Origin of the sequence: Bacillus cereus group sp. BfR-BA-01523 (assembly GCF_022662615.1) — a bacterium.
Classification (GTDB): domain Bacteria; phylum Bacillota; class Bacilli; order Bacillales; family Bacillaceae_G; genus Bacillus_A; species Bacillus_A mycoides.
Window position 1 is genome coordinate 55,901 of the sequence record NZ_JAKUDX010000006.1, and the last position, 12,695, is coordinate 68,595.

Below are 12,695 nucleotides of genomic sequence, written 5' to 3' on the forward strand. Positions count from 1 at the left end.
ATTTAGTACCTACCGCACTCACAAAAAGCACCTCTCATTAATTTATATTTTATGTTCATTGAAATCTAATTTATTGAAATCATCATACTATATGTTTTATAAGAAGTAAAGGTGTCATACTTTAATAACTATGCAGAATGTAAAAAAGAAGAGGAGAACTTATATTTCAGTCTGCCCCTTCTTTTTTATCACAAATTTACTGCTGAATATATATTGAAACTGAGCCTCCACTTACATAGAACTGCCCCCATCCGTCCTTATTAATTGTTACAGTATTTGTTTGATTACCCGTAATATCGTACCATACTTCCCCAGCGTTATTCTTTCCAACATCCATCCACTTTGATCCTCCTGGTCCGTCCGAGAGTAATGTCGCTAAACCAGAATTAGCATGTACACCATCGCCTTCTCTTGTCCAGCCAATCACATCTGGATGGTCTAAATAATCACGCTGCGTACCATATGCAAAGTTTTTCCGTGCCGTCAAAATTGGATCAATTTTACCTTTTAACGCTGGAATTTCATAACTACTATTTCCGCTTGTCCCATAGTAATCACCATAGAAAACTGAAGGATAGCCCTCTGCACGAGTTAAAATAAATGCATATGCCAGCGGCTTAAACCACGGACTTACTACAGATTCCAATGACTGCCCAGGCTGAGAATCATGATTCTCAACGAGAGTAACTGCGAGTGCAGGGTGATTTTTCATTACTGTTCCATTTAAAATATTTCTCATATCATAATTCCCATTTCCTGTTGAAGCATAATGAAAGTTGTAATGAAGCGGTGCATCAAACACAGATTGATTATAATTGACTTTCGCTAAATAATTGTTTAAATCCTGAACATCATTTTGCCAATATTCAGCTACTGTAAACATTTCTTTCCCCGTTTGCTGTCTGGCATGATTTACCCAATCGCGTAAATATTCATGATCAATATGTTTAACAGCGTCCAAACGAAAGCCATCTAAATTTAATTCATTCGCATACCATGTTCCCCAATTTTTCATCTCATTCGCAACATCAGGATGATCAAAATCAAGATCTGCATACATCAAATAATCATAATTCCCATTCTCGCTAGACACTTCCGAGTCCCATGCTTTACCTACACCCCTAAATTTATAAATTCGATTTAATTTCCTTCCTTCATCCCAATCCGTTCCGTCAAAATGATACCATTTCCATTTGAAATTAGAATAAGCATCTCCGCGCCCTGGAAAATTAAACCCCGTCCATGCACTAATTTGATAATCACCTGATACTTCAATATTTCGATTGTTACGGTCTACCTCAACAGCTGTTACGGTTTCAGTATAATCAGCCCCACCTTTATGATTCATAACTACATCACCGTATACGTCGATGTTTTGCTTATGTAATGCGTCAATTGCAGATTTCAACTGTGCTTTTGTCCCATATTTCGTCCGCACCGTTCCTTTTTGATTGAACTCCCCTAAATCATATAAATCATAGGCCCCATACCCTACATCATTTTGCGAAGTCCCTTTATATGCAGGTGGTATCCATACAGATGTGATTCCTTTATGAGCTAAACTTTCAGCATCGGAGCGCAAACGATTCCAATGATTCCCATCATTCGGAGCGTACCACTCAAAATACTGCATTAATGTTCCATTGTTCACTGTTGCTGCTTCTGCCTTATTTCCCTCATATATATTAGGAAAAAGCAAAATAAACAATAAACAGACTACCGTAATCCTTTTCAACATATTTACACCATCCCCTTCAAGAAAACGTTTGCATAATTTATTAAAGTTATTATAATATTCGTTCTACAGTTAGTAAAGTAACAATCTTTTAATCTCTCACATTATTTTTCAAAATATGAATTCAACTATTCCACAAGTACCCCATATAGTTTAAAATTCACATCGGATTCAAAATTGTTTACAATTTATCTATAAAAGCATAACGGAGGGATTTCTATGACCGACTTTCAAAAACAATTTTTTGCAAGATTAAATATAGAAGAAAAACACAAAGTTTCATTTGAAGATTTACCTAACATTATGTACGCAATGGCACAAACTGTCCCTTTTGAAAACTTAAATATTCTCGAAAACAACTTTAAAGAAATATCAAAAAAAAATCTAAAAGAAAAAATTTTAATAAACAACCGTGGCGGCCTTTGTTATGAATTGAATCCGGCTATGTATTACTTCCTTAAAGACTCTAAATTCGATGTCCATCTCGTTTCAGGAACAGTTTATAACGCTGCAAATTCTATATGGGCTGTAGATTCAGGGCATATCGCAACTGTTTTACAACATCATAATGAACTTTACTTAATTGAAGTAGGTTTCGGATCATATTTACCCCTTTCCCCTGTTCCTTTCTCAGGTGAGATCGTTTATTCTGTAACAGGCGACTATCGTATTCGTAAAGAAACGACTGAAAAAGGTAATTATATTTTAAAAATGCGTAAAAGCAATGAGTTTCTAGATCAATCTTCTACTGATGATTGGACAGTAGGTTATGCATTTTACTTGGAAGAAGTGGATGAAACGAAAGCAAATGCAGCACAAAAAATTATTGTTGAACATGAAGGTTCACCATTTAACAAAGTACCTCTTGTTGTAAAACTTACTCATGACGGGCACGCATCATTAACAAAAGATAGCCTTACAGTAACGAAAAATAGAAATAAAACAAAAGAAACAATTACAAAAGAGCAATATACAAACCTCCTTCATTCAACGTTCGGCATTACATTATAACTTTTAAAGCCTCGCCATTCTCGGCAAGGCTTTTCATTTTCCAGCAGGGATTTTTTGCAATTTGTTGTATTTCATAGTTATATAGGAATATAACTACATATTTAGAAAGGAAATGATTATGACTGAACTTAAAGATCGACTACAAGTAGCTGATAAAGAAAAATGGGATTTAACGGATATTTACCATACAATTGAAGATTGGGAAAGCGATTTTCATAAAATTGAAGTATTAACGAATGAATTACACAAGTTTAATGGAAATATTCACGATGGCAATAGTTTATTAGCTTATTTAACAAAGAGTGAAGAAATATCTAGTATAATATCTTTAATGTTCGCTTATGCACGATTACAATCTGATCTTGATACACGCGATACTGACGCTCAATCCCTTGTCGATAAAGTATCACAATTACACGTGAAAGTAAGTGCGGCTAAATCTTTCTTTTCCCCATTCTTACTTAGTGTAGATGAAAACACATTACATTCTTACATAGAAGAAACAGAAGGCTTACACTATTATAAAGAAGACTTATTTGAGCTATACCGTTATAAAAAACATGTTTTGAATAAAGACCAAGAAGAGATTTTATCACAAATGGGTGAAGCACTCTCCTCCCCGCAGCATACATTTGGCATGTTAAATAATGCAGATATAATTTTTGGTGAAGTGACTACTGATGATGGGGAAAAAGTAAACTTAACACGTGGAATGTATTCAAAGCTAATAGAAGATGAGAATCGTGAGAAACGTGAAGAAGCCTATAAAGCTTATTACAAACCATACGTTCAATTAAAGAATTCTATCGCTTCTACTTTGTCCGCAGCTATTAAAAACAATGTTACTGTCTCAAAGCTACGAAAATATCCATCAGCTTTAGAAAAATCATTATTTGGCGACATGGTTCCGAAAGAAGTATATGAAAATTTAATTGAGACAACGAAAAAAAACATTCAATCATTACATACGTATAATGAACTTAGAAAAGAAAAATTAAATGTAGATGAACTACGACAATACGACTTGAGTGTTGATTTAGTAAAAGGTGTAAAACAAGACACTCCATACGACGAAGCGTTTGAAATAATGATCGCGTCACTAGCTCCTTTAGGTAAAGAATATATCGAAACATTAAAAAACTTTAAAGATAAACGCTATATAGACGTGAGAGAAACACCAGGAAAACGTTCTGGCGCTTATAACTTTGGTGTATACGGTGTTCATCCTTTCATTCTTTTAAATCATCATGATGATTTAAATAGCCTTTTCACTCTTACTCATGAATGTGGACACGGCATGCATACACATTACTCACACGGATACCAACCAAGAATTTCTGCACACTATTCCATTTTTGTTGCAGAAGTCGCTTCTACAGTAAATGAAGTGTTATTAATTCATTATTTATTAAAAGAAGCAAAAGAAACGAACGTACGTAATCATTTAATTAACTACTTTATCGATAGCTTTAAAGGTACTTTCTTTACACAAATCATGTTTGCAGAATTTGAAAAAATCACACATGAAATGGCCGAACAAGGTAAACCATTAAATGCCAAAGTCTTTAGTGAAATTTACGAAAACTTATTTAGAGAATATAATGGCGACTCCCTCGTATTTGACGAAGAAGTAAAATATGGCTGGTCTAGAATCCCTCATTTCTACCGTCCATTTTACGTATACAAATACGCAACTGGATTCGCTTCTGCCATTCAAATCGCCGATAAATTATTAAGCGGTGATCCAAATGCTCAGAAAAACTATATTGAATTCCTTAAAGGCGGAAGTTCTGACTATCCATTAAACCTACTGAAAAAAGCTGGCGTTGATTTAACTACACCAGAACCGATTGAAAGTGCACTAAATCGTTTTAGCTCACTTGTTGAAGAGTTTTCAGCATTATAAAAAGCATGCAGAGTATATACTCTGCATGCTTTTTTCATTTCGGTTACTTTATGCTAAATGTTGCTGTGTCACACAGTGAATCATACCACCATACGCAAACAGTTCATTTACATAAACACCGACAATTCTTCTTCCTGGAAACTGCCCTTCAATGATTTGAAGTCCTAACTTATCATGTTCATCACCATATATAGGAACTAATACAACTTCATTTCCAATATAAAAGTTCAAATACGAGCCCTTACAGTCTGCTTCTTTTACCACTTTTCTTGTCACCGGTACTGGGATGAGCTGAAATGGATTTCCATCTATATTTCTCGCTTGTCTCAATTCTTGATAATGCTTTTCGTACGCCTCCAAAAGGTAGGATTCACTCTCCCGAAAAGGATCATATTCATAAAGAATTGTATTTTCATTTACAAAACGCGCTGCCCCATCAATATGGTAATCTGTATCTTCATCATAATTATCCTCTCCGCGAATACCAGTTATCCATATAAAATTCGTTACTCCCAAATACTTCGTTAACTCTATTTCAATCTCTTCCTGATTTAGTGTAGGATTTCGATTTTCATTTATAATAGAAGTTTTTGCCGCCATTAAGGTGCCATTTCCATTTATCTCTATTCCTCCACCTTCTATACAGACACTAGATTTAACTTTTGGAATGCTATACATTCCACTTATTTTTTCCGGAATAACAGCATCATTTTCATACGGATATTTATCCCCCCAACCATTAAATACCCAGTGTGTTAAACAGAGATTGCCTTCCTTATCTTTTACAAAGATCGGTCCATTATCTCTTATCCAAACATCATCCGTTTCTTCAATTAAAAAATCAATTTTATCCATATCTACATTCGCTTCAGTTAACTTCGATTGTACATGTACTTTTTCTTCCTCATCAAATACAACAATATGCACATTCTCTCCGTAATGAAGCTCCTTTGACATCGTTACCCAAATATCATCTAGCTTAGATCTGTAACCTTCGCCTCTATGAGCCTTATCATGAGGCCATTGGAGCCATGTCCCCTCATGATTTTCCCACTCAGCAGGCATATAAAACAAACTATTTTCTATATTTCTCATACGTGTTCACCCCTTCTTCGAATGTAAGTTCAGTCTAAACTTTGACATCGTGTTAAGGTCAACAGGAATATCTTCATTTACTTGTAACTATTTCATACGCGGATTCTTTATTTTCCCTTGTGATACACTACTTCTCCTTGTAAAACCGTCACTAAAACTTTCGCATTCGGAATCTTATCGACACTCATTTTAGTAATATCTTCATTTAGCAATACCATATCGGCTGATTTACCTACTTCAATTGAACCAGTAATATTATCAAGACCTAATGCTTTGGCGGGCTTAATTGTATATGCATCAATAGCTGCGTATACATCAGACAAGCCCTTTTCATCAATACTTAGTGCATTCGAAATCGTCACAAGTGGATTTAGTTCATTTACATCCCAATCACTACTAAGTGATACGTTTGCTCCTGTTTTCCAAATGCGTCCTAACGGCATAATTCGTTTCATCTGTTGATCTGTAAAATACGTACTTGCCCAGCTTTGTTTAGGATCTTCCGCAAAATCATGGCCTACTTGAAAATCAGCGCTAATACCTAACTTAGCAAAACGATTTATATCACTATCTTCTACCATCTCAACATGTGTGAGCGTATAAGGCTGATTTGCACCTTCTTTTTTCGCTGCTTCAATTGCATTTAAACTCTCTCTTACCCCGCCATCCCCAATCGTATGAATGAGTGCACCGTAACCAAGTTTATTAAGTTCCGTTAACCACCATTTCATTTTTTCTTCTGGAATATAGTTCAAGCCATACGGTGTTCCCTTAAACCACTCAAATTTATATTTTTCTAGTATTTTCGCTGTGCTATTAATGCTAATTCCATCACTATACATTTTCACTTGATTAATAAGCATTCGAGATGATACATCATCACGCTTAATTTTTTTGAAATACTCCATTTGCTCTGCTTCATTTAAGTTCGGATATACCCACGGACGAAGTACTACTCGCGACGTTAACTTCTTCTCATCATTAACTTTATTCCAAACATCTAACCAGCCTCGTTTCCAATAAAGACGTCCATCGCCGACTGTAGTAATACCATTCTTCGCAACCTCATCTAAACCGTCTAACAAACCTTCATAGTTTTTTTCAAAGAGATTGGGCTGAGAATTCCATGCTTTTTCCATCACGATATCCCCAGCTGTATCATACAGAAGCCCGAAAGGTTCTCCTGTCTCTGGATCCCGGATGATTCTTCCGCCTTGCGGATCTTTCGTCTCTTTATTTATTCCCGCTACTTCCAATGCTTTTGAGTTAACCCATACAGAATGAGAAGTTCTTTCCATAATTAATACAGGGTTATTAGGAAATAACTCATCAAGAACTTGTAATGGGGTTTGATGTTCTGATTTTTCATCCATATCTTTTAACAGCTCTTCCAAACTGAACCCTGTTCCACTTATCCATTCCCCTGTCTTTATATCTTTTTTACAAGCTTTTAAATACGAGCGTTGTTCTTGCAGCGCAGCATCTGGCGAGACACTACAATTCCCTGCTGCTGGTGATTTCGCCTCAAATATATGATTGTGATTGTCCACAAAACCAGGAAGAATAAAACGTCCTTGTAAATCCACCACTTTCGTATCTTCATTTATAAATCCTTCTACATCTTTGTTTGAACCAACAAATGTAATTTTCCCTTCTTTAACGGCTACAGCCCCTACAATGTCTTGCTTGTCATTTGAAGTATAGATTGTACCATTTTTAAACACTACATTTTTTGGCAACTGATTTGGTAGAACGAAGCTACCATTCTCACCTTCTCCTACTCCAGGAGTACACGCTGAAACCCATGTCATACTTAGAATCAGACAAATAATCATGATTGTTCTTTTCATATTCTTTCTCCTTTTTATTATGATGAATTACTTACATAAATAGAATAAGGATTGACATAATGTTAATGTCAATCCTTATTCTCAGTCTATTTTCATAACTAAAAAACAAATTTGTGTCACATACTCCTCTACTAAACAATCACATTCAGGTCCCTTTATGTAGACCTCATACGGTGAACCATCTATTACATAACCATTTCTTTCAATCCATTTTTCTAACGCAATATAAGCGTAGCCTATATAGTCATAACTTCCATAATGCATAGTAGTAACGATTTGATGTGGATTTAATTTTTTTATTTCATATTCTTGTACTACATCTTTATTGTTCCCATGCATGACCGGAATCCTTAATTCAACATCACTTTCATTTGGAATATACTCTTCATCATAAAAGACCGTAGAGGGCGAACCGACCATTTGTAAGTTATGCTTTTGTACTTTTTCATATAAGTCATAAAAATAATCATCCATATCATCTATATTTATTTGCAGTCTTTGAGCAATTACTGTTATTTCATTTCTCATTCCAATAAATATATCGTAATTTCTATGACAAGCAGTATTTAAAGCATGATTCATATTTACCATTTCATTCATTTCTGAAATAACCTGTAAATTTTGTTTTACCTCATGAGATAACTCTATAATTTGTGCTTGCATATGTTTAATAAATGAATCTTGATCTGATGATTGAAGAATTATTTTAATTTTCGGTAAAGGGAACTTGTACTCCCTTAGCTTTTTAATTTTCAACGCTATTTCAAGCTGCCCTTGCTCATAATATCTATATCCATTTACCGGATTCACATATGCTGGTTTCAATATTTCCTCTTTATCATAATGCCTTAACATTCGTGTACTCATTTTACAAATCCGTGAAAATTCAGTAATTGTATACATATAAATACCCCTTGAATACATTTTCTTATATATAAGCTTATTTATTAAAACCAATCAAATATTTTTCTGATTGAAGAACCTTCATTCTGATCGTTCAGCCTTTTCATTTTTGAAGGTAACAAATGACTAGGACAATACCACGTTAAACAATTCATCGCCCCTCCCATTGTCGATATTTCTCCTACATGACTTTGAATAACTTGTTTCTCAGTATGCTGTTGAATATATCGTAAAACTTCCTCATCTTTAGCTAATCCAAACTTAGGAACGTAAAGCGTATCACATGTTTCTAACATATTTATATATAAACCTTTTGCTGACGCTATCTCTTCATCGTATTGACCCTTCTCTGTATATGACGAAGGAACAACTATAAATTCAGCCTCTGGCATTTGCTCTTGAATAATCTCTTGAACCTTATATCTAAATTCATGATCCCCTAAAAAATCACTAATAAACATTGTATGTTCATCAATAAATTTAACCATCCCGTCTGCGTGTGCAAGTACATCTCCCTCTTCAGCAGGAATAATAATAACCCGACTCACATCTAAATCCCATTCCAGTTGCTCTATAATTTCTTCTTCCGTCCAATCATAATTATCATCAAATATGCGTTCCGTTAATATAACGGTATCTTTTTTATTCCAAATAAGATTTCCACCGTCTAATATCAATGGAGATGTCACATATTCAAAGTCGTTCTTTTTCAACCATTTATTAAATTGTTGATCTAAATATCGTCCTTGATCTTTCGGTAAATAATTCGGTTGATATTTGAATTTAACTAGATGATTTGTTACAACTGGTGCAACATCTCTTAGCCAAATATCATCATACTCAAAAAAGTTTGTATGAAAGTCTTGCTCTTCAACAGATAAAGATATAAGTTGATCGGTAAATGCTTTATTTTCATTTAAGTATTCATTAAAATAAATAATATCTTCATAAAATGGTCGATAATATTCATTCGATTCATCTGGTATTGCAGTAAAAATAATGCCACTATGTTTTTGTTCCATATTACTTACCTCGCTTTTTAATAATGATTGAATAACTGTTTTCAATAAGCCAACTATTCCCCAATTCATTTCTCTTTTCATTACAATTTTTGAAACGTGCACATTTCATGAATGGATTATAGCACGGAGAAATATTATATATTTATATAAAAAATATAAAGCCGTCGTTAAGCCATAAACTGACTCTTGACAAGATTTTTAAATTTTAATCGCCGTACACAATGACGGATTAGATGATTTTTTTATCAAGATTCAAATCCATTACTTCTAACAGGGCGTTTTGATTATATAAATTCACTAAATGTGTTTCTACCCCTATGCAAATCCCTTCTAGCGGAAGATCGTTTGGATCTTGACCAAATGGATCCTCAATTTCAACCCCTATTGCTTCAATCCCTATAAATGCAAAACTTATGAACGTAGTTGCAAGTACTGTAAACCATCCAAGACTATCAACAAGACCAATCGATAAAGTCCCGCAAAATATGAGCAGTAAAATTTTAATATGAGCAAAATATGCAAAAGGAATAGGCGTTGTTTTGATCCGATCACATCCACCCACAGCCGTAAGCAGAGTATTCAAATCAGCTTCCATATTAATTATTGCATTTGGGTGAATTTGACCCGTTTTCAAACCTTTTGATAGTATAGTTTTTAACATAAAAACTATACTAATCGGTAAATGAATAGACTCAGCCAACATTTCTTTTTCCTTCTCAGAACAAATATCAAACAATGCTTTTATTTCTGATAAATCTTTTTCGTCTCTCAAATGTCCTTTCGCTATCTTTGGAAAAGCAATTAACAAATGTAAAAATTTTAATTTTTCCTGATCCGTCTTTTTCCCTTCAGACTCCCAATAACATAAAAAACTAACTGCCAAATTTCTAGTACAAGCACCAACCGTGCCAAATAACTTTCTACCTTCCCAATACCTATCATAGGCAGTGTTAGTACGAAAAACTAACAGTAGACCTAAAGCTCCTCCAACAATTACCCAAGGAGTTTGATTAATTTTTATTTCTACATAATAATAATTAATCACAGTTACTATCGTTGAAATACATATATATAATAAAATTTGCGGGAAAATATCTCTTACCACTGTTCCCTTTAATGTAAATATTTGATGTAAACTATTTTGATTATTGTAATGAACCATATTTACAAAAACCTCTTTCCTTATTAACCTTTTATTCTTTTAAATTATGAAAGTATACAATTAAATAGTAGAATCATAAACCCTATTATTATAAAACTGGTTAAGATTATTTCTTTCAATACTGTTACTCCTTTTTACCAAAAGATAAAACATCTTTTTTGATTTAAACAACAAACGTTCACTCTTCTAAATCACGACGCATTATTTTAGAATTTGCAATGAATAAAGCACTAATTAATACAAGAATCGCGCAAGCATATATCAATGAATCCATTGGACTATCATGGTCTATAATAATTAGACGAACGATAGCCGTAATACCTATATATATAAAATAACGTAATGGAAAATGAAAGTTCATTTGAAAATACTTTATAATCATTACGATGAATTCAAAATACAAAAAAAATACGACAATGCTATCAATTAAATGATAACTAGATTCCTCACTATTTAATTTAAGTTCTTGTATAAATTGAATGACTTCTTTCATAAGAAACACACTTAAAACAATTCCCAAACAGATCAAAGCTACATTTATAATGTACTGTAGAACGATAGGGAAAAACGAAAATACTCTTTTTAAATTCTTTAACACAAACATTTTTCTCCTTTTCCATATAAAACAATAATGACAACATACTTTTATTTAATTATTGTTACATTAAAATTATACATTCCGTTCTTGTTACAGATGTTAAAACAAGACAAAATAAGTAAAGATAGCTTTTCACCTATTTTGTCTATAAAGCAACATAACGAAACTATAATCGATTACTTCAATTGAATCGGTTGTTGCTGTGTCACACAATGGATCATTCCGCCATTTTTATAAAGCTCTCTCACATCAATTCCCACTACTTTACGATCCGGGTATAATTTCTGAATCGTATCGTTTGCGATTTTGTCATTTGGATCATTATAGTTAGGCACCAATATAACTGTATTCCCAACATAATAATTGATATACGACCCCTTATAATCTAGAGTTTTTCCACCTTCTAAAGTAACTTTATCTTTACTAAGCGGTAAGTATTCGTACTTATATTTCTGTCCTGAAGCATTTTTTGCATCTAACAATTTATCCATATCTTTGTTTGACAAGCCCCATTCAGCCAAGTCATCTTCTGCCATCGTTACGATTGTAGATTTATCATGGAATTTAGCAAATCCATCAATATGAAAATCAGTAATATCTAAATTAGGCACTCCATCTAACCAAATAAAGTTTGTCACCCCAAGGTCACTTATATATTTTTCAATTTCCGCTTCTGATAAATCAGGATTTCTATTTTTATTCGTTACTGCGCTTCGAGTTAATAAAGCAGTCCCATTGCTGTCTAATTCAATTGCGCCACCTTCAAGGACAAATTTCCCCCAATCAATTCTTTCAATCCCTAATTGTTTACTAACATTCTCACGTATACGGGCATCATTTTTATATGGAGTTTTCTTTCCCCAACCATTAAATGCTGGATCTAATATTTTCAGATTTTTATTATTGTCATAAACAAAAATCGGTCCACTATCTCTTGCCCACACATCATCAGTAGGAGCGATAAAGAAATCAACTTTATCCATATTCAGCCCTTTATCTATTAAAAGCTTATTGATTCGCTCTTTCTCTTCCTCATCATATGCAACAATGTGGACTTTTTCACCCTCAGTTAAAGCACTTGCCATCTTAATCCAAATAGGTTCGACTTCTTGTTTATACTCTTGACCATATGTGTATTCATGAGGCCATTGTAGCCATGTACCTTCATGTTTATCTTTTTCATCCGGCATCGTATATTTTCCAGCATTTTTCTGTACCTCTACTTTTTTATCCTCTTTCTCTTTCCCTTTGGCATTTTCATTATTCCCTTCAAAAGAACATCCACTAATAATCGTTGTAGATAATGTAGCTATTAAACAAAACTCTACTATTTTTTTCATTTTTCAACCTCCTGTTCATGTCTACAATACTGTAAGGCTTAACATAGTGTGAAGCTCAAGCTTTTTCATCAAT

10 protein-coding genes are annotated in these 12,695 nt (G+C 33.7%); 2 read left to right on the forward strand and 8 right to left on the reverse strand.

Annotation, left to right across the window (positions count from 1 at the left end; translation table 11 throughout):
* Positions 1–196: 196 nt before the first annotated feature.
* Positions 197–1,738 carry an alpha-amylase gene (gene amyS, locus MR066_RS17070; protein ID WP_242247857.1) on the reverse strand — a complete coding sequence of 514 codons (1,542 nt, stop codon included), beginning with the start codon at positions 1,736–1,738 and terminating at the stop codon, positions 197–199.
* 216 nt (positions 1,739–1,954) lie between these two features.
* Here amyS and MR066_RS17075 point away from each other — a divergent pair, with 216 nt between their 5' ends.
* Complete coding sequence (locus tag MR066_RS17075; RefSeq protein ID WP_242247861.1) at positions 1,955–2,746, forward strand: arylamine N-acetyltransferase family protein; 792 nt, start codon at positions 1,955–1,957, stop codon at positions 2,744–2,746.
* A 118-nt stretch (positions 2,747–2,864) separates the two neighbouring features.
* Positions 2,865–4,652, forward strand: coding sequence for an oligoendopeptidase F (gene pepF, locus MR066_RS17080; protein ID WP_242247866.1), 1,788 nt, complete (start codon positions 2,865–2,867; stop codon positions 4,650–4,652).
* A gap of 48 nt (positions 4,653–4,700) precedes the next feature.
* Here the strand turns inward: pepF and MR066_RS17085 are convergent, their stop codons facing one another.
* The 7 genes from MR066_RS17085 to MR066_RS17115 all read right to left on the reverse strand — a co-directional run bounded on the left by MR066_RS17085 (position 4,701) and on the right by MR066_RS17115 (position 12,622).
* Positions 4,701–5,747, reverse strand: a complete 1,047-nt coding sequence (locus tag MR066_RS17085) for an agmatine deiminase family protein (protein ID WP_242247868.1) — start codon at positions 5,745–5,747, stop codon at positions 4,701–4,703.
* Between the two features lie 107 nt (positions 5,748–5,854).
* Entirely contained in the window at positions 5,855–7,597 is a 1,743-nt protein-coding gene (locus MR066_RS17090) for an amidohydrolase (protein ID WP_242247870.1), read from the reverse strand.
* 81 nt (positions 7,598–7,678) lie between these two features.
* Positions 7,679–8,500: a MerR family transcriptional regulator gene (locus tag MR066_RS17095; RefSeq protein WP_242247872.1), complete on the reverse strand. Its 822-nt coding sequence runs from the start codon at positions 8,498–8,500 to the stop codon at positions 7,679–7,681.
* Positions 8,501–8,544: 44 nt separating this feature from the next.
* Positions 8,545–9,522 (reverse strand): agmatine deiminase family protein, encoded by a 978-nt coding sequence (locus MR066_RS17100; protein WP_002128426.1) that lies wholly within the window; start codon positions 9,520–9,522, stop codon positions 8,545–8,547.
* A 229-nt stretch (positions 9,523–9,751) separates the two neighbouring features.
* A complete protein-coding gene (locus tag MR066_RS17105) occupies positions 9,752–10,684 on the reverse strand; it encodes a bestrophin family protein (protein ID WP_113769620.1) in 933 nt (310 codons plus the stop codon).
* Positions 10,685–10,862: 178 nt separating this feature from the next.
* Positions 10,863–11,282, reverse strand: a complete 420-nt coding sequence (gene psiE, locus MR066_RS17110) for a phosphate-starvation-inducible protein PsiE (RefSeq protein ID WP_002165314.1) — start codon at positions 11,280–11,282, stop codon at positions 10,863–10,865.
* A gap of 176 nt (positions 11,283–11,458) precedes the next feature.
* Positions 11,459–12,622 (reverse strand): agmatine deiminase family protein, encoded by a 1,164-nt coding sequence (locus MR066_RS17115; RefSeq protein WP_242247874.1) that lies wholly within the window; start codon positions 12,620–12,622, stop codon positions 11,459–11,461.
* Between the last annotated feature and the right edge of the window lie 73 nt (positions 12,623–12,695).

Bases quoted from the DNA above. Each gene is read 5' to 3' on its own strand.
- MR066_RS17095 (WP_242247872.1), bottom strand. From the start codon at position 8,500: ATGTATACAATTACTGAATTTTCACGGATTTGTAAAATGAGTACACGA.
- MR066_RS17075 (WP_242247861.1), top strand. From the start codon at position 1,955: ATGACCGACTTTCAAAAACAATTTTTTGCAAGATTAAATATAGAAGAA.
- amyS (WP_242247857.1), bottom strand. From the start codon at position 1,738: ATGTTGAAAAGGATTACGGTAGTCTGTTTATTGTTTATTTTGCTTTTT.
- MR066_RS17085 (WP_242247868.1), bottom strand. From the start codon at position 5,747: ATGAGAAATATAGAAAATAGTTTGTTTTATATGCCTGCTGAGTGGGAA.
- MR066_RS17105 (WP_113769620.1), bottom strand. From the start codon at position 10,684: ATGGTTCATTACAATAATCAAAATAGTTTACATCAAATATTTACATTA.
- MR066_RS17100 (WP_002128426.1), bottom strand. From the start codon at position 9,522: ATGGAACAAAAACATAGTGGCATTATTTTTACTGCAATACCAGATGAA.
- pepF (WP_242247866.1), top strand. From the start codon at position 2,865: ATGACTGAACTTAAAGATCGACTACAAGTAGCTGATAAAGAAAAATGG.
- MR066_RS17090 (WP_242247870.1), bottom strand. From the start codon at position 7,597: ATGAAAAGAACAATCATGATTATTTGTCTGATTCTAAGTATGACATGG.
- MR066_RS17115 (WP_242247874.1), bottom strand. From the start codon at position 12,622: ATGAAAAAAATAGTAGAGTTTTGTTTAATAGCTACATTATCTACAACG.